Source organism: Curvibacter microcysteis (genome assembly GCF_028649455.1).
Classification (GTDB): domain Bacteria; phylum Pseudomonadota; class Gammaproteobacteria; order Burkholderiales; family Burkholderiaceae_C; genus Curvibacter; species Curvibacter microcysteis.
Map to the genome: position 1 here is coordinate 664,016 of NZ_JAQSIO010000003.1, position 18,007 is coordinate 682,022.

8 protein-coding genes and 1 pseudogene are annotated in these 18,007 nt (G+C 65.4%); 5 read left to right on the forward strand and 4 right to left on the reverse strand.

Translation table 11 applies throughout. The annotated features are described in order from the left end of the window. Positions 1 to 52: 52 nt before the first annotated feature. From PSQ39_RS11575 to PSQ39_RS11595, 5 genes are all read left to right on the forward strand, one after another. Entirely contained in the window at positions 53 to 1,705 is a 1,653-nt protein-coding gene (locus PSQ39_RS11575) for a mechanosensitive ion channel family protein (RefSeq protein WP_273926924.1), read from the forward strand. Between the two features lie 99 nt (positions 1,706 to 1,804). Beyond that, positions 1,805 to 3,034: an EAL domain-containing protein gene (locus PSQ39_RS11580; RefSeq protein ID WP_273926925.1), complete on the forward strand. Its 1,230-nt coding sequence runs from the start codon at positions 1,805 to 1,807 to the stop codon at positions 3,032 to 3,034. Between the two features lie 117 nt (positions 3,035 to 3,151). Next, on the forward strand, positions 3,152 to 4,945 hold the full coding sequence (locus PSQ39_RS11585) for an adenylate/guanylate cyclase domain-containing protein (RefSeq protein ID WP_273926926.1): 1,794 nt from the start codon (positions 3,152 to 3,154) through the stop codon (positions 4,943 to 4,945). A gap of 78 nt (positions 4,946 to 5,023) precedes the next feature. After that, positions 5,024 to 6,106, forward strand: a complete 1,083-nt coding sequence (locus PSQ39_RS11590) for a phosphatase PAP2 family protein (RefSeq protein ID WP_273926927.1) — start codon at positions 5,024 to 5,026, stop codon at positions 6,104 to 6,106. A gap of 3 nt (positions 6,107 to 6,109) precedes the next feature. Further along, positions 6,110 to 8,107: a S8/S53 family peptidase gene (locus PSQ39_RS11595; protein ID WP_273926928.1), complete on the forward strand. Its 1,998-nt coding sequence runs from the start codon at positions 6,110 to 6,112 to the stop codon at positions 8,105 to 8,107. 47 nt (positions 8,108 to 8,154) lie between these two features. Here the strand turns inward: PSQ39_RS11595 and PSQ39_RS11600 are convergent, their stop codons facing one another. From PSQ39_RS11600 to PSQ39_RS11615, 4 genes and pseudogenes are all read right to left on the reverse strand, one after another. Further along, complete coding sequence (locus tag PSQ39_RS11600; RefSeq protein ID WP_273926957.1) at positions 8,155 to 9,255, reverse strand: response regulator; 1,101 nt, start codon at positions 9,253 to 9,255, stop codon at positions 8,155 to 8,157. An 87-nt stretch (positions 9,256 to 9,342) separates the two neighbouring features. After that, positions 9,343 to 12,822: pseudogene (locus PSQ39_RS11605) on the reverse strand (response regulator); the annotation flags it as partial. 121 nt (positions 12,823 to 12,943) lie between these two features. Further along, positions 12,944 to 16,390, reverse strand: a complete 3,447-nt coding sequence (locus PSQ39_RS11610) for a PAS domain-containing hybrid sensor histidine kinase/response regulator (protein WP_273926929.1) — start codon at positions 16,388 to 16,390, stop codon at positions 12,944 to 12,946. Next, entirely contained in the window at positions 16,390 to 17,532 is a 1,143-nt protein-coding gene (locus PSQ39_RS11615) for an FIST signal transduction protein (RefSeq protein ID WP_273926930.1), read from the reverse strand. Before PSQ39_RS11615 ends, PSQ39_RS11610 begins: the two co-directional genes overlap by 1 nt. Positions 17,533 to 18,007 lie beyond the last annotated feature (475 nt).

Below are 18,007 nucleotides of genomic sequence, written 5' to 3' on the forward strand. Positions count from 1 at the left end.
CGGGGCATGGCTCGCCCCGGGTGGCGCCCGGGCCGAACGCTTGAGCAGCGAATTGAGCGCATTGCCAGCCAGTGGGGCCTGGCCCACCCAGCCCTTGCCAGCGGACAAGCCGCCGGTCGAGCCCCAGTCGGCCGCCAAGGGCGCGAGCCTGCGCCTGAACCACCGCCCCATCGTCAACTTTCGCAGCCATTGGCTGGGCGAAGGACCGGCGAGCCGGGCCGAACAAGCACAAGAGGTGCTGAACGAGGCCCTGGCCAGCTCCGAGGCCAACGACCTCGGCCTGCAGCGCGAAGGGGATGTCCAGCGCGTGGAGCTCAATGGCCAGCCTTTGTTTGTTCTCACGCCGACCGACCTGGGCGCGGGCTTGAACCTGGGTCAGCAAGATGCGGCGGCGCGTCAGGTGCTGCGCCGTCTGCAACAGGCGGTGGCCGAGCACCGAGAGTCCCGGGACCCCAAGGCCCTGGGCCGGGCCTTGATCACCACCTTGCTGGCCAGTGCCCTGGCTTTGGGGGCGCTGCGTCTGTTGATCGCGCTGAGAAGGCGCTGGTCCGAGCGCTTGTTCCAAGCGCTCAGTGGCAACCAGTTCCAGGGCGCCTTGGGCCTGTTTTTGAAGGAATACCTGGCCCATTCCGGCCGCGCCATCCAATGGCTCAGCAAGGCGCTGACCCTGGGTCTGGTGCTGCTGTTGCTGGACACTTGGGCCACTTTTGTGCTGCGCCAGTTTGCCTACACCCGCCCCTGGGGCGAGCGCGGCAGCGACCGCTTGTTGAGCTTGCTCAGCCAGTTCGCAGGCGCCATCTTGAACGCCATACCCCAGTTGATGGTGGCCTTGCTGATCCTTGGGATGGCCCGCCTGGCCACCCAGGTCTTCTCCGCCGTGATGAAGCGGGTGGAACAGGGCGAAATCACGCTGGGGTCGCTGGACGCCGAAATCGCCATGCCCACGCGCCGCCTGGGCAACTTGCTGATTTGGCTGTTTGCCTTGGCCATGGCCTACCCCTACCTGCCCGGGGCAGACAGCGAAGCGTTCAAGGGCATGACCGTGCTGGCCGGTCTGATGCTGTCCATGGGCGCGTCCGGCATGGTTGGGCAGGCCCTGGCAGGGCTGTCGCTGCTGTATTCGCGCTCCTTGCGCGTCGGCGAGCACGTGAAAATGGGCGAAACCGAAGGCACTGTGGTGGGCCTGAGCCTGTTCAGCACCCGGCTGCACACGGGCATGGGCGAGGAGATCTGCCTGCCCAACACCCTGGTGCTGAACCAGCCCATCCGCAATTTCTCACGCCTGGTGGCCGATGGTCGGTTCATGCTGCACACCGCCATCACCATCGGCTACGACACGCCTTGGCGCCAGGTGCACGCCATGCTGATGGAGGCTGCGCAGCGCTCAGCCGGCGTGGCCAGCGAACCACCGCCCTATGTGGTGCAAACGGCGCTGTCAGACTTTTATGTCGAGTACCGGCTCTGTGCCCAGAGCAATCGCTCAGCGCCGCACCGGCGCATTGAGGCCTTGAACCAGTTGCACGGCCACATCCAGGACGTGTTCAATGAAATGGGCGTGCAGATCATGTCGCCTCACTTCAGGGTCAATCCCCAGGAGCCCATGGTCGTCCCGCCCGGCCCTTGGGCTTCGACCAACGCCCCGGCAGGCGATTTCCTGCAACCCACCCAGGCCGAGCACGGCGCCCAAAAAGCAACGGACGCCTGACACCCCAGCGCCGTCCGGCTTGGCGCTGTCTGCATTTGACCAATGGCTGTAACGTCTTGAAACATCCTGCTATGCTGCCCAGAGCTAAGGATTCAAACGATGGCCGATGTCACCACGGGTTTCCAGCGGGAAACCTATGCCGCCAATGCAATCGTCTTTCGCGCCGGAGAGGTGGGAGAGGCGGCCTATGTCATTGACTGCGGCTGCGTGGAGATCTTGCTGGGCCCCGAGGGCGACCAGCGCCGGGTGGACGTGCTGGCCGCTGGCGCCATGTTCGGCGAGATCGCGCTTCTGGATGGCCTGCCACGCTCGGCCACGGTCCGCACCCTGGTGCCGACGGAGTTGATCCGCATCGACCGCGACCATGTGGAGGGCCTGTTGCAGCGCGCCGATCCAGTGGTCCAGTACCTGGTCAAATTGCTGCTCGAAAGGGTGCGCAGCGCGCGCACGCCCCGCCCCCTGCGGGAGCGCGACGACCACTCCGACCACAACGCCCTGACTGAACTGGACCCGGGCGAGCAGTTGCACAGTGCGGCGGTTCGCACGCTGTCATTGGCGCAAAGCCTGTCGGATGGCATCCGGCTCGGCCAGTTGGAGGTGCACTACCAGGCCATCGTCTTGTTGAGCGATGCCTCGGTGGTGGGCTTTGAGGCCCTGGTGCGTTGGCGCCACCCGGCCCTGGGCTTGATCAGCCCCGATGAGTTCATCCCGCTGGCCGAAAAAACCGGCCTGATCCACCGCGTGGGTGAATTTGTGCTGCAGCGCGCCGTGGCCGACTGGGCCACCCTGCGCCCGCTGTGCCGCCCCAGCGATGGCAGTGTGCCCTTCATGAGCGTGAACCTGTCTGCCCCCGAGCTGTGCACGCCAGGGGTGGTGCAACGCATCCAGGCCTGCCTGGCCGCCCACGACATGCCCCCCCAGGAACTGCACATCGAGCTGACCGAAACCATCATCATCAGCAGCGTGGAGCTGGTCAGCCATGTGGTCCAAGGCCTGCGGGCCATGGGCATTGGGGTGGCACTGGACGACTTTGGCACAGGCTACGCCGGGCTGGACTACCTGCAGACCTTGCCGTTTTCCTGTCTCAAGATCGACCGGAGCTTTGTCCAGCGCCTGCACAGCGGCGAGCGCAGCGTGCAGATCGTGAGCTCGGCACTGGCCCTGTCCGACATGCTGGGCCTGAGCACCATCGCCGAAGGCATCGAAGACGAAGCCACCGCCCAGCTGCTGCAGCAGCTGGGCTGCACCTATGCACAGGGCTTCTTTTTTGGGCGCCCGCAGCTGTGCCAGGCCCTGGTAGGCCCCTGCGGCAGCGGAGCCCACCCTTGAGCGCCCCAGGCACCACAGCGCGCGCGAGTCAGTTTAAATTGCGCGGTATCAGAATCAACGGTACGATTCTGCCGATTTACGGCTGACATTGGCCCCACTTCACCCAAAGCCGCTGCATTGAGCCCCCTGCACTTCATTGACACCGACCACTCCTCTGGCGCCAACCGCTTGCTGATGCCTGGCGCCGTGAAGGTCATCTTGGTGATTGACCTGGTGGAATCGGTGCGCTTGATGCAGCAGGACGAACAGGGCACGGTGCTGCGCTGGCATGCCTTCACCCAGGAAGCCCGGCGCCTGATCGAATCGGGCGCCGGGCGGGTCGTCAAAAGCCTGGGTGACGGTCTGATGGCCGAGTTTGACCAGGCCCAGCACGCTGCCTCGGTGGCAGCTCAGTTGCACGCCCAGATGCGCCCTACCCCGGGCGTCGAGCCCATGGCCTTGCGCATGGGCCTGAACGCGGGGGCGGTGTACCAAGACCAAGCCGACATCTACGGCAACGATGTGAACCTGGCCGCCCGCTTGTGCGGCCTGGCCGGCCCGGGTGAGACGGTGGCCAGCCAAAGCGTGCGCGACCTCTTGACCCACGGCCTGGACGCCAACCTCAGCGACCTGGGCGAGTGCTACCTCAAGCACCTGGACCAACCCGTGCGCGCCTACCGCCTGGGCCCGGTGGGCAACAACCCCTTGCTGCGCGATCTGGCAGAAGAGCAGGAATCCCTGCGCCCCACCATCGCGGTCGTGCCTTTTCGATCGCGCAGTACCGTGGCGGAAGAATGGGTGATCGGCGAGCTGATCGCCGATGGGGTGATTGCCAGCCTGTCGCGCCTGCCCGATGTGCGGGTGATTTCGCGCATGTCCACCCATGGCCTGCGCGAGCGCAGCAACACCCCGGAGATCGCCAACGGCCAGCTGGGGGCCAAGTACCTGCTGAGCGGCAGCTACGCGGTGATGGGCGAGAACACCTTGATCATGGCCGAGTTGGTCGACACCCAGCGCAACGAGGTGATCTGGGCCGAGCGCCTGAGCGAACTCACCCTGGACCTGCTGCAGACCGACAGCCAATTGATTGGCCGCCTGGCGCAGGGGGTGAACCGCCAGATCGTCAACACCGAGGTGGCCCGCACCCTGTCACAGCCGCTGCCCCGCCTGGACAGCAACGCGCTCATGCTGGGCGGCATTGGCCTCATGCACCGCACCTCCATGGCGGACTTTCAGCGCAGCCGAGAAATCCTGTCCGTGCTGATCGAGCGCCACGGCCGCGTCGCCAACCTGCGGGCCTGGCTGGCCAAGTGGCATGTGCTCAACATCGTGCGTGGGCTGAGCGCCGACCCGCAGCGTGAGGTCCAGATTGCGCTGAGCCAAACCCAGCGCGCCCTCGATCTGGACCCCGAAAACGCCCTCACCCTCTCGGTGGAGGGCCACATCTACACCCAGCTGCTGGGCGAATTCGGTCTGGCCGAGCAGCGCCTCAATGCAGCGGTCAAAGCCAACCCGAATGAGTCGATGGCGTGGCTGTTCAAGAGCGTGCTGTCCACCATGTGGGGCTCGGCCTCGGAGTCGGTGTCGGAGGCCTTCTACGCCGAGGCCCTGTCGCCGCTGGACCCCATCAAGTACTACTACGACCTGATCACAGCGTCGGCGCTGCTGGCCAACCAAGAACATGAAGGCGCCGTGCGCTACGCCCGCCACTCCATCCAGGCCAATGCCCACCACGCCCCGGCTTACCGCGTGCTGCTCACGGCCCAGGTCGAGCTGGGCCAGATCGAGGAAGGCCGCCGCACCCTGGCCCGGCTGCTGCAAGAGCAACCCGGCCTGACGATTCAAAAATACATGGCGATTGGCAGCAGCCAAAGTGTGACCCGGCAACGCTGCATCGCCGCCTTGCGTGCATTGGGTGTGCCCGACGCCTAGGCGTCAGGCACCTCCTTTTTGAAGATGACAGATAAACAAGTGAACTGAAGTCAACAACGAAGCAAAGGAGTGCTTGCCATGTCGGGTGGATTCTCTGGGGGGTTTTCTGGTGGTTTCTCGGGCGGTTTTTCCGGGGGCTTTTCGGGTGGTTTTTCTGGCGGATTTTCAGGCGGTTTCTCCGGGGGCTTTGCCGGCCTGGGTGGGGTGCCCATCGAGCTGCTGGCGGGGTCCCTGACCAACAGCCGAGCCGCGCTCGTGGGCAGCTATGTGCCCTTGGCCCACGCGCCGACCTTGCCGCCGGTGGACGCCTCCAACGCGTTGGCCAAAAGCCTGGCCCCGGCCCGCGTGGCCACGGTGACGTTTGAAATGTTGTCCGGCCTGGCGTTTGAACAGCACGGCAAGCACATCACCCTGGTGTTCAACAGCCCTGGCGCGGCGGGCGTGGAGGTGGTGCGCCTGACCCGGCCCAATGCCGAAACCTTCCAGGGTCAACTGGACCTGGTGGCCAACTACGCCGAACTGCGCGACGACCGCGGCGGGGAAATCCTGTCCCAAGCCCAAGGGGCTCTGGACTACGTGGCCACGGTGGTGGGCCTGAGCCCGGAGCGGCACAAGCGCACGCTGGAGTGGCTCAGCGCCGCCTTGTCGCTGGCCCAGTTGGTGGAAATGCGTTTCAAGCTGGGCTTTGACGCGCCCCGCCCCGTGCAGCTGTCCCCTCAGATTCAGCCCATGGTGCCCACGCCCGGACATGCCAGCTGGCCCAGCGGGCATTCGACCGAGACCCACCTGGTGGCGGCCTTGCTGACGCGCCTGCTGTCGGCCGACCCACGCACGGCCGAACAGCTCAAACGCCTGGCCGCCCGCGTCGCGGTGAACCGCACGGTGGCGGGCCTGCATTACCCGGTGGACTCCGCCGCAGGGCGCCTTCTGGGCACCAGCCTGGCCGAGTTCATTGTGGCGCGCAGCTTGCAAGGCAGTGCCTTCCATGCCCGGCATTTCGATGGGGCGCACTACCCGCCGGAACAGGACTTCGACCCCCGCATCCCGATGGAAGGCCAGGAGGCGCCCGCCTACTACCAGTACAACGCCGCCGCCAGTCCCGTGCCGCGCTCAGCCTGGCTGAGCACCATGTGGCAGTTGGCCGCCGCAGAGTGGGCCTGAGCCATGGCGCCGCCCCCCTCTTCGACTGGTGCGCAGCCCCTGGCCTGGTCCGACTTACCCCAAGGGGTCTTCACAGGCCTCGATTGGGCCGACCCCGCGGTGCGCGAAGGCCAAGACCCCTACCTGATGTGGGCCGAGACCGTGGGCCTGTGCACCCACAGCCCCAGTGCCCACGGCCGAATGGCCCACCGACTGAGCCTGCTGATCGAGTTGACGCCTGGTTGCAGTGCCGCCCAACTGCAGACCGCAGCCGGCGCCTGCCTGCGCATTCCTGAGCTGTACACCCGCAGCGACGGGCCCTTGCCCGCCGGCCTGCGCTTTTGCACGGCCGACGCCAGCCCGGCCTTTTTTCAGCGCAGCCAAACCGACCTGAAGCCCCTGCTGGTCCGCTATGAATTGGCCCTGGCCCGCACCACGCCCAGCGGCCCCGCCGCCACGCCCCGCCGCGCCTTCTGCGACAGCGAGGCCAGCAGCCCCTCGGGGCTGACGGGCAAGGTGCTGGGCCTGATCGATGGCGGCCTGGCCTTTGCCCACCCGCGCTTTCGGCACCCTGAGGCCCAGGGCGGTGGCACCCGCATTGCCTATTTTTGGAGCCAGGACGCCCTGCCCGGCCAAAGCGCACCGCCCGGCCTGCACTACGGCAGCGAGATCACGGCCGCCGAAATCGACACCGCCGTGCAAGCCAGCCGCCAGCAGGGGCAAGACGACGAGGCCCAGGTGTACCGCCAATTTGGCATGGGCCTGGACCTGGACAAGCGCATCAACCACGGCACCCATGTGCTCGACATCGCCGCTGGGCCGCGCACGGTCAGTGCCAGTGTGGCCGGCCTGAGCCCCCGCCTTGACTGGGAGCCGCTGGCCCCACCGTCCTGGCAGGCGGCCGACGACGAGGCCAGCCGCTGCCCTGTGGTGGCGGTGCAGCTGGACAAGGCCACGGTGCAGGACACCTCGGGCGGCTCCATGCGCGTGCACCTGCTCGACGGGCTGATGTACATCCTGTCTTGCTGCGATGCCCAGGCCGAAGTGGTGGTGAACCTGAGCTGGGGCACGCTGGCGGGTCCGCACGACGGCAGCAGCCTGCTGGAGCGGGCCATGGACCAGTTGATCACCTTGTGGGCGGGTTCGCTGACCCTGGTGTTACCCACCAGCAATGCCTACCAGGGCCGCACCCACGCCAGTGCCCCGGTGCAGCCGGGCCAATCCCTGACACTGAAGTGGCGCAGCCCGCCCGGCGACCCGACACAGAACTTCCTGGAGCTGTGGCTGCCTGCGGCGGCCGCGCCGGGCCTGTCACTGAGCCTGAAGGTGCCTGGGCGCGGTGAGCTGCCCCCACTGCAGGTCGAGCAGGCCGGCGCGTGGCAAAGTGCAGATGGTCAAACCCTGGCCTCGCTGGTGTTTTTGAAGCACAGCGCCCTGGGTGAATTCGACAGTTGTGCCTTGCTGGCCCTGTCCCCCACCTTTTCCTTGTGGGCGGGCGTGCCGACCGCCCCTTCAGGGCTGTGGGAGCTGACCCTGCACAACACCGGCGCCCAGGCCTTCACCTTCGATGCCTACATTGAACGGGATGATGTGTTGCTGGGGCGCCGTGGCGGCCCGTCGCAGTCCCGTTTCGATGACCCGGACTACGCCCCGGACCAGCTCTTGGACACCCTGCCGCTCCAGGTGCATCCCTTGGTGCGGCGCAGTGGCACGTTCAACAGCATTGCCACGGGTGAGCATGTGATCTCGGTGGGGGGCACGCGCCTGCAGGCCGACCCGCAGCACCGCTGGGCCCCTTACTCGGCCCCAGTGGACGACCCAGACCGGCTGCGCCCGGCCCGCTCAGCCCGGGTGGTGAAGACCCCACGCACCTTGGCCCCCTCCGACGAAAACCCGGTGCTGCAAGGCATTCGGGCCGCCGGCACGCGGGGCGGCGCCACCGTCCGCTTGGTGGGCACCAGCGCGGCCGCGCCCCAAATTGCGCGCCTGGCGCTCAACCGCGTGCGCCACAAGCTGGTCTGAACCCACGCGCCCGGCGCCCCGCTGGGGGCACTGGGCGCGCCCAGCGCTCACTCGTCCGGGTCGGACAGGCTGATGGCGATGCGGCGGAAGTCGTTTTCCACCTCCAGGAAGGCATCGAACACATCGGGGTCAAAGTGCTGGCCCCGGCCCTGGCGCAAGATCGCCATGGCCTCGTCGTGGGTCATGGCGCCTTTGTAGACGCGCCGGCTGATCAAGGCGTCGTAAACGTCAGCCACGGCCATCAGGCGCGCAGACAGCGGTATGGCCTCGCCCACCAGACCTTCGGGGTAGCCTGAGCCGTCCCATTTTTCTTGGTGGTAGAGCGCAATTTCCTTGGCCGGCGCCAGGAAGGGCAGGTTCATCCCCAGCGACTTCTCCGCCCGGTCGATGGCCAGGTAGCCCAGCGTGGTGTGGGTCTTCATGATCTCAAACTCGTCAGGCGTGAGCTTGCCTGGCTTGAGCAGGATGTGATCCGGGATGCCCACCTTGCCAATGTCATGCAGCGGCGCCGACTTGTACAACAGGTGGATGTAGGCGTCGGTCAGCACCGGTGCAAAGCGGGGATTGGCCTGCAGCTTTTGCGCCAGGCACTGCACATAGCGCTGGGTGCGAAGGATGTGGTTGCCGGTCTCGTTGTCGCGGGTCTCGGCCATGGAGGACATGGCCAGGATGGTCACGTCCTGAATGGCGGACAGCTCCCGCGTGCGCTCGGCCACGGCCTGCTCCAGGAAGTCGTTCTTGTCGCGCAGGAAGTCCGCCATGCGCTTGAGCTGCAACTGCGCCGCCACCCGGGCCAGCACCACCGGTGGGCTGATGGGCTTGCCGATGTAGTCCACGCCGCCGCACTGGAAGCCCGTGGCCTCCGACTCCGAATCGGTCTTGGCCGTCAGGAACAGCACCGGGATGTGGGCGCTGCGCGGGTCGGCCTTGAGGCGACGGCAGACCTCGTAGCCATCCATCTCGGGCATCATCACATCGAGCAAGATGATGTCTGGCGCCGGGCTGGTGGTGGCAATTTGCAGCGCGCGCTCACCCTTGCTGGCCACCTTGACCTTGTAGCGGTCCTTGAGCACCGCGCTCATCAGCGACAGGTTCTCTGGCGTGTCGTCGACCACCAGCACCAGGGGTTTTTCATTGGCGGCTTCCATTACCTTCACCGCCGCCGTGGGCTGGGGCGCTTCAACCGGTGCAGGGGCTGGGGCGCTGCTGGGCGACAACTGTTGTTCGATGCTGGCCACCAGGGCCTGCAACTGGGCCGCGAGCGATGGCAGCAAGGCAGGTGCCTCCGTCCGGCGCGACGGGTCGTGCAACAGGTCTTCCACATCGGCAGCGGCGTGCTGCAGGCTGTGGGCCCCAATGTTGCCGGCCACGCTCTTGAGCGTGTGGGCCAGAAGTTCGGCCCCGCCCCAATCCTGCTCGGCCAGTGCCGACTTCATGTCATTGACCACATCGCGCTGGCCTTTGACAAATTTATGCAGCAGGGACAAGTACAGCGGGATGTTGCCAATGGCTCGGCGCAGGCCCTGAGCCACATCCAGGCCCGGAATCTGAATCACGGCGCCCCCCATGGCCCCGGTGGCCTCGGCCGCGGTCTGGCCGGCCTGGGCCGCCGTGCCCAGTGCCGCCAGGGTGCTGGGCGCCGAGCGTTGGGCGCGGCGCGCCGGGATCCAGCGCAGCAAGGCGCGCCACAGCTCTTCGGGCTCGATGGGCTTGGTCACAAAATCGACCATGCCCGCAGACAAACAGGCTTCGCGGTCGGACTGGCGCGCGTTGGCGGTCATGGCCACGATGGGAATGTGCTGCAGCTCATCGATCTGGCGGATGGCGCGGGTGCAGGTCACGCCATCCATGACAGGCATCTGCATGTCCATCAGCACCAGGTCGTATTCCTTCTGGCGGATCATGTCGAGGGCGACCTGGCCGTTCTCGGCCACATCCACCACCAGGCCTGACAGCGTCAGCATGCCGGCCGCCACCTCTTGGTTGATTTCGTTGTCTTCGACCAGCAGGACACGCGCACCGCGCAGTACATCGGCCGCCGCTCCCAGGCCCCGGCCCAGCGCCTGGGCTTGGGCGTGGACCTGAACACTGCCCAATCCCACCGAGGACTTGCGCAGCATGCGCCCCCCCAGCACCTGCATCACGCTGTCAAACAGCAGCGAAGGGTTGACCGGCTTGACCACCACCGCGTCAATGCCGGACGCAAAGGCCTCCATGCGCACCGCGTCGCCGTTGTCTGCCGCCACCAGCACGCTGCGCGGGGCTTGCAGCAGCACGCGGCGGCGCAGTTGCTCGGCCACCGCCACGCCGCCCAGGCCGGGCATCTTCCAGTCCAGGAAGACCACGTCGAAGGGGTCTTTGGCGTCGTCGGCAGCTTGAATTTGGGCCAGGGCCTCGTCGCCACTGTGGGCAAAACTGACCTGGAAGGTCAGGTGCGTCAGCAGCTGGCCGAGGATCTCGCGGGCCCGCGCGTTGTCGTCCACCACCAGCATCTTCTTGCCGCGCAAGTCGGGCTCTGGCCTTGGCGGAACACGTTGCAAGGAGCTCTTGCCGAGCGTGGCGGTGAACCAGAAGGTCGAGCCCTGGCCCAGCACGCTGTCCACCCCCACTTCACCCCCCATCAAGGCCGCCAGGCGCTTGCTGATCGCCAGCCCCAGCCCCGTGCCACCGTACTTGCGCGTGGTCGAGGAGTCCGCTTGCTGGAAGCTCTCGAACAAGCGGTCCATCTGGTCCGCGCTCAGCCCAATGCCCGTGTCGCGCACGCCCAGGCGCAGCACCACCTCGGTGTCGCTTTCGCTGTCCTTGCGCACCTCGATCGTCACCTCGCCTCGCTCGGTGAACTTGACCGCGTTGTTGGCGTAGTTGATCAGGACCTGGCCCAGGCGCAGCGGGTCGCCCACCAGGTGCGTGGGCACGTCGGGTGCCACGTCAAACAGCAGCTCCAACTCTTTGGCCTGGGCTTTTTCACCCACCAGGTTGGCCACGTTCTCCAGCACCTTTTCCAGGTCCATCTCGATGTGCTCCACATCGAGCTTGCCCGCCTCCACCTTGGAGAAGTCCAGGATGTCGTTGATGATCCCCAGCAGGTGCTGGCCCGAGTGCTGGATCTTGTTGACGAAGTCGGTCTGCTTGCGGTCCAGCGGGGTTTGCAGCAGCAGGTGCGACATGCCCAGCACCGCGTTCATCGGGGTGCGGATTTCATGGCTCATGTTGGCCAGGAATTCACTCTTGGAGCGATTCGCCGCCTCGGCCTCGATGCGGGCCTGGCGCAGGGCCTGCTCGTCGCGTTTGCTCTCGGTGATGTCGGTCTCAATGGCCATGAAGCCCTGCAAGACGCCGTCGCTGTCGCGCAGGTCATTGCAGCTGATGTTCACCCAGTAAGGCACACCGCTCTTGCCATAGTTGAGCAAGTCGACCCGGAAGCCCTGCCCCGCGCGCAGCGACCGTTTGACGTGGGCCACGGTGGCGGGGTCGGTCTCGGCACCCTGCAGAAAGTGCCCGGGGCGCAAACCGCGCACCTCTTCGAGCCGGTAGCCCGTGATGCGCGTGAAGCCGTCGTTGACCCAGTCGATCTCGCCGCGGGCATTGGTGATGATGACCGCGTTGGTGGTCTCACTGGCCACGCGGGACAGGCGCGTGAGCTCGCGCTGGATGCGGGTGTTCTCAGCCTGGATGCGGGCCGCTTCGATCAGCTGACCAATGGTCACCAGCAAGGGGCGCAAAAACTCGGTCAGCTCCAGCTCATAGGTGCCACGCAGCTTGCCCACGCCCAGCAAGGCCACCAACTCGCCGCCATGGTGGATGGGTACAGCCAGGAAGGCGCTGAGCTGGGTGTCGCCCCAGACCAGGTCGTACTCGCCTGCGATGTCGTCGTGCTGATCGCGCAGCACGGGCGTGCCGTTCTCCAGCACGCTGGCAAACACCCGCTGCAGGCTTTTCAGGTCCTCGCTGAGCGCCGCCTCGGGGTCAGGGACATCGCCCGGCAGGAGCGTGGCCGGGTCGGGGTTCAGGGAATGGATGGCCTGGATCTGCAAGCTGGGAAAGTCATCGCCCAGGTGGTACACCTCGCCCAGAAAGCCCACCTCGCTGCCGGTCAGGGCCAGCAACTCGCTCAACAGGTTCTCAAACACGCGGGGCCGGTCGGCATCGCGGATGAACAAGGCCTGGGTGTCGACCAGCACCTCGCCCAAATGGCGGGCCTGCTGCAGGGCCAGGGTCTTCTCCTGCAATTTTTGCTGCCCAATCTCCTGCTCGACGCAGGCGGCCAGGTCGCGCAGGGTTTGACGCTCGGTGCTGCTCAACAGACGCGGCTGGTCATGGATGATGCACAGCGTGCCCAGGCGGTAGCCATCGGCCCCACGCAAGGGCGCCCCCGCGTAAAAACGCACATGGGGTGCGCCAGTGACCAGTGGGTTGTCGGCAAAGCGGGGGTCGAGCAGCGCGTCAGGCACTTCAAAGATGTCGCGCTGCAAGATGGCATGACCGCAAAAAGACAGCTCGCGGGGCGTCTCTTTCGCATCCAGGCCCTGGCAGGACTTGAACCACTGTCGCTCGCTGTCGACCAAGGACACCAACGCGATCTTCACGCCCAGGGCCTGGCAGGTCAGCCGGGTCAGCCGGTCAAAACGCTCCTCGGGGGGCGTGTCGAGCAGGCCGCTCAGGTGCAGGGCTGCCAGTCGGCTTTCTTCGTCAAGGGGGATGGCGGGGGCTTGCATGGAGCTACCTGAATCAGGAAAAGGTTACCGGGGACCGCACACACGGGCCGGTCAGGCCGCAGGGCCTGAACAAGGCGCCGGCCGAACGGGAAAAAACAAAGGGAAGCGTCAGCATGGGCAATCAGGCCACCTGCTGCAATGCAGCCAAAGCGGCGGGAAAGTCAAAACCCCGAATGCCCGACTCAACCGCCCGATAGTGCACCCCCAAGTGGCGCTTGAGCAAGGCCGAATGGCTGTCCAGCAGATCGCCGGCGTCCGGGTCGTCATCGCTCAACAAGCCCCGCAACTGCTCACACAGGGCCTGGGCCTGGGCTTGCTCAGCCGGGTTGGCCGGTCTGGGGGCCGCGGCGGCGGGTGCGGGCGACAACTGCGACTCGATGCCGCTGACCACCACCACCAGGCCTTGCTTGAGTTGACCGGCCAGCACCAAGGCGGCATTGACATCCGCCCGCTGATCGACCACCTCATTGAGCTGGGCCGCCAACTGGTGCAGTTCGGTGGCGCCAATGTTGCCCACCACGCCCTTGAGCGTGTGCACCAGCATCTCGGCCCGGTCCCAGTCGGGCTCGGCCAAGGCCTGCAGGATCTGGTCTGGTACCTCGCGCTGTCCGGTGATGAACTTGCGCAACAGCGAGAGGTACAGCGGAATGCTGCCCATGACCCGGCGCAAGCCCTGTGCCACGTCCAGGCCAGGAATCTGCAGCACAGAGCGGCTCAAGAGCTCGACGGGGTCGACCTTGGGTGCAGCCTCTGTGGCACCACCGCCACGGGGCTCAGAAGGGCTCGTCAACACTTCGCTTGATTTGGCCGGAATCCAGCGCAGGAGCACCCGACCCAATTCTTCGGGTTCGATGGGCTTGGCCACAAAGTCGACCATGCCAGAGGCCATGCACCGTTGCCGATCGGTATCGCGGGCATTGGCGGTCATGGCCACGATGGGAATGTGGGCCAGGTCGTCGAACTTGCGGATCTCTTGCGTGGCCGTGATGCCGTCCATGACCGGCATTTGCATGTCCATCAGCACCAGGTCGTACTCTTGCTGGCGGATCTTGTCCAAAGCCACCTGGCCATTGCCCGCGATGTCCACCAACAGGCCCGAGAGTCGCAAAATTCCGGCAGCCACCTCTTGGTTGAGGTCGTTATCTTCCACCAGCAGCACCCGTGCGCCGCGCACCTGGGCCAGGTCGTTCAGGCCTGAGCCGCCACTCCAAAATGCGCTCTTGCCTTGGCCAGAACGGCGGGGCGTCTGGCCCGTGCCCAGCACTTCGATCACGGCATCGAACAAGACCGAGTGGTTGAAGGGCTTGATGATCAAGCCGTCGATCCCGGCTTCACGGGCACTGGCGCGCACGTCCTCCCGCCCATGCCCGGCCACCAGCAAGCGCTTGGGGCGGCGCTGCAGCGGGAGCTGCCCGATGCGCTGGGCCAGTTCGATGCCCGTGGTGTCCGGCATGCGCCAATCCAAAAACACCAAGTCATAAGGCTGCAGGGCGTCGTCCGCGGTTTGCAAGGCATGCAAGGCCTGGCCACCACTTTCGGCGAAATGCACCTCGAAGCTGAGTTGGGCCAGCAGTTGCCCCAGGATTTCGCGGGCGCGGGCGTTGTCGTCCACCACCAGCATCTTCTTGCCGCGCAAGTCGGCGATTTGCGGTCGTGGCAAAGGGCTTTGCTGAGACTTGCCGAGCGTGGCGGTGAACCAGAAGGTCGAGCCCTGGCCCAGCACGCTGTCCACCCCCACCTCCCCCCCCATCAAGGCCGCCAGGCGCTTGCTGATCGCCAGCCCCAGCCCCGTGCCACCGTACTTGCGCGTGGTCGAAGAGTCCGCTTGCTGGAAGCTCTCGAACAAGCGGTCCATCTGGTCCGCGCTCAGCCCAATGCCCGTGTCGCGCACGCCCAGGCGCAGCACCACCTCGGTGTCGCTTTCGCTGTCCTTGCGCACCTCGATCGTCACCTCGCCTCGCTCGGTGAATTTGACCGCGTTGTTGGCGTAGTTGATCAGGACCTGGCCCAGGCGCAGCGGGTCGCCCACCAGGTGCGTGGGCACGTCGGGTGCCACGTCAAACAGCAGCTCCAACTCTTTGGCCTGGGCTTTTTCACCCACCAGGTTGGCCACGTTCTCGAGCACCTTTTCCAGGTCCATCTCGATGTGCTCCACATCGAGCTTGCCCGCCTCCACCTTGGAGAAGTCCAGGATGTCGTTGATGATCCCCAGCAGGTGCTGGCCCGAGTGCTGGATCTTGTTGACGAAGTCGGTCTGCTTGCGGTCCAGCGGGGTTTGCAGCAGCAGGTGCGACATGCCCAGCACCGCGTTCATCGGGGTGCGGATTTCATGGCTCATGTTGGCCAGGAAGTCGCTCTTGGACCGGTTGGCCGCTTCGGCCGACTCCTTGGCCTGCCGCATGTTCAACTCGGCCATGCGCAGGCTGGTGATGTCAAAGTCCACGCCAATCATGTGATCGACTCGGCCATCTGGCCCCATGACGCAGGAGGCGGCACAGCGCAGGTAGCGCTCCTCGCCCCGGGGCAGGCGCACCCGGAACTCGGTGCGGATGTCGATGCCTTCGCGCAGGGCCGACTCAAAGTCCTGCAGCACCCTGGACTGGTCATCCGGGTGGATGCGCTCCAGCAACTCCTTGAAGTGCTGGCTGAAGTTCTGCGGATCGATCTGAAACAAGCGACCCATTTGCTGGTCAATCCACAGCGTGTCATTGCGCGGGGTCCAGCCCCACACACCGATGCCCGCGGAGCTGGTGGCCAGCTCCAGGCGGCTGGCCGCCTGAGCCAAGGAGGCCTCAATGCGCTTGCGCTCGGTGATGTCGGTGCGGATGGCCGTGTACTGGAACGGCTTGCCGGCGGGGTCCAGTGCCGGCACGATGCTCGCCGCCACCCAATACACGCTGCCGTCCTTGGCCCGGTTGCACAGCTCCCCCTTCCAGACCTGACCGGACGCGATCGTGCGCCACAGCTGGGTGTAGAACTCGTCGGGATGCACATCGGACTTCAGGATGCGGTGGTTTTGCCCCAACAGCTCTTCGCGGGTGTAGCCGCTGATCTCACAGAACTTGTCGTTGGCATGCAGGATGGTGCCGCTCAGGTCGGTCACACTGACGATGGCGTGCTGGTCCAGGGCAAATTGCTGGTCATTCAGGGCGCGGCGACCGGCCTCGCGCTGGGCCACCAAGTCGGACAGCAGGCCCGACAGGTCTTCCAGGTTGCGGTCCAGCGGCGCATCGGTGGCTGCCTCAGGCAGCAAGTGGGTCACGGTCGCATGCAGCGAGTCGATGGCGCGCTCGCGGCTGTTCAGCTCCAGGCGCAGCCGGTCATTGACCTGGCTCATTTCATCCGAACTGAGCATCAGGCTGCGCATGCGCAGCTCCAGGTCACGCTCGTACTGCGCATAGGCGCCGTCGACCTGCTGCACCAGCTCGCCCAAACCTTGGAGCACCCGCCCCAACTCAGGTGGCAGCGCAGCCGCGGCGGCGCCCAATTCACCCAGCACCTGCTGCCAACTGGCCTCGTCTTCGACCCCCAGCGTGCGCTTGAGTTGTCGCTTCAGTCCACGGTGCATCAAGCGGCCTCGTGCAGCGTGGTGATGGTCATGGTCTGGTTGTGCAATTGACAGACGCCTGAGGCCACCAAGGGGCTGATTTCGCCATTGGAATAAAAACCAGTGATCAGCGCCTGCGCTCCCAACACACCGGCGGCGGCGTCCACCTCCTCGTCCACCTGGCTGCCCATGACCAGCTTGCGCCCGACGCAGCTGACCAAAATGGCCAAGCTGGCCTGCTCACCCGGCAGCATGGCGCGAGCCGCTTCGGCCGCGTTCTCGGCGCCATCGATCAAGCGGTCCGTGCTGGCCTGCATGAGCTTCAAATAACTGCCCTGGGCCACCTCGCCCGCCAAGGTCAGGCTGCCGGAAGCCTCGTCCACGCTCAAGATGGTGCGGATCAGGCCCGTGCCCTCCAGCGCTTCGTCCTGCATCGAAAACGGAAACAGCAGGCCGGAAGCCGGCAGGTCCTTGGCGTGGTCGCCAAGGTAACGCTTGTAGATGGTGAGTGCGGGTTCGCCGTCCAACTCGTGCAGCACATTGCCTTCGGCTCGGGTCACGCGGCGGGAGGGACCGAACGGCACCCAGCCCCCAAAAGAGCCATGGCCCAGGCGCAAGGCCTCGCCATACAGACCCAAGGCGACCACGCTGCGGTCGGACACGCCCTCGTTGCCCAGCACCCAGGTCTGGGTGAAGGCACCACCGTCAGCGGCCAGGCCACCGGTGATCGGCACCTCGCGGCCCACGGAACAACACAGACCATCCACCAAGGCACTGCCATTGAGCGCCACGCCGGGCCCGTAGATCAAGACGCCCCGCAAATCATCCGAGGCCAGGTCGCGCCCCAGGCGCTCGCCTGCCCCAAAAGAGTCGGCCATGGTCTCTGCGCGGGTGGCCACCAGGCGCAAGGCCGTGTGCTCAAAGCGCACCCCTGTCACGACGCACTTCCCGTCGCTCACGCCGTCAGAGCTGATCTCTCCCGCCGTGGAGCAACCCAGCAACAAAGCCTGGTCAAAGCGCTGCCGCAAGGCTTCATGAAGGCCCGCTTGCCGAAAGAATGGCACGGCGCCAAACACCAGCAACAGGTCGGGCTCCAAGGCCTTCAACGCATCCAAGGCAGCCCAATCCTGGCCGGCCTTCAGTATCACTTGCTGAACCCGCATCTTGTGTTCCTTGCTTGTCGTCGATCTGGACGCAGCGCCCAATCTGCTTCAGCAAACTGAGCCATTCCAATGTAACAAATAGCAGCTCGCTTGAGACCGACATTGGTCACCTAACGAACAGAAGTTCAATTGAGCATCCACTGGGGGATGGCGAAATGTCGATCCTGGCTGACCAAAGGGTCAAATCTGAAATTCTTCAAAAAAGATCGCTCTTCTCGCCTAGAAAAATCACATTTATAGCGATTCATCTGATTTTAATGATATACAAACGCCAATCGAAAATCAATTAGCCGTTTACATTTGTCGTCATAAAGAAACAGCAACCGCTGCAGCCAACGCAGCCAACCCGAAAAAAAAGGCCACCCGAAGGTGGCCTTTTGCGTGGGAAGCTCAGGAACTGAGGATCAGTTCAGAGCCACCTTCTTGCCGTCCTTGTACGTGTACAAGGTGATGGCCGGGTTCTTCAGTTCGCCAT

Excerpts from the sequence above, each read along its gene's own strand:
- PSQ39_RS11580 (WP_273926925.1), top strand. The coding sequence starts at position 1,805 with ATGGCCGATGTCACCACGGGTTTCCAGCGGGAAACCTATGCCGCCAAT.
- PSQ39_RS11590 (WP_273926927.1), top strand. The coding sequence starts at position 5,024 with ATGTCGGGTGGATTCTCTGGGGGGTTTTCTGGTGGTTTCTCGGGCGGT.
- PSQ39_RS11595 (WP_273926928.1), top strand. The coding sequence starts at position 6,110 with ATGGCGCCGCCCCCCTCTTCGACTGGTGCGCAGCCCCTGGCCTGGTCC.
- PSQ39_RS11600 (WP_273926957.1), bottom strand. The coding sequence starts at position 9,255 with ATGGAAGCCGCCAATGAAAAACCCCTGGTGCTGGTGGTCGACGACACG.
- PSQ39_RS11610 (WP_273926929.1), bottom strand. The coding sequence starts at position 16,390 with ATGCACCGTGGACTGAAGCGACAACTCAAGCGCACGCTGGGGGTCGAA.
- PSQ39_RS11615 (WP_273926930.1), bottom strand. The coding sequence starts at position 17,532 with ATGCGGGTTCAGCAAGTGATACTGAAGGCCGGCCAGGATTGGGCTGCC.